Origin of the sequence: Xenorhabdus bovienii (assembly GCF_024721015.1) — a bacterium.
Lineage (GTDB): Bacteria > Pseudomonadota > Gammaproteobacteria > Enterobacterales > Enterobacteriaceae > Xenorhabdus > Xenorhabdus bovienii.
In genome coordinates this window covers 1-231 of the sequence record NZ_JANAIF010000497.1, presented here as the reverse complement: position 1 = coordinate 231, position 231 = coordinate 1, and the positions used below count along the sequence as shown (strand labels likewise).

At 52.4% G+C, this 231-nt stretch carries 1 pseudogene; it reads left to right on the top strand.

Features of this window, described 5'->3' with window-relative positions:
* Nucleotides 1-219 (top strand): annotated as a pseudogene (locus NXS07_RS21500) (amino acid ABC transporter permease); the annotation flags it as partial.
* Nucleotides 220-231 lie beyond the last annotated feature (12 nt).

Below are 231 nucleotides of genomic sequence, written 5' to 3'. Positions count from 1 at the left end.
CTGATCTCGCAGTATCTGAACATCACCAAGAACTCGTCCTTGGCGATTGCTGTGGGTTATGCAGACATCACCGCAACGTTGGGGGGCATCACGCTCAACCAGACCGGCCGCGCGATCGAATGTGTTCTGCTTTTGATGCTGTTCTATCTCACCGCGTCGTTGCTCATCTCTATGGCGATGAACGTTTACAACGCATCCGTTAAGTTGAAGGAGCGCTGAGATGGCTGATCA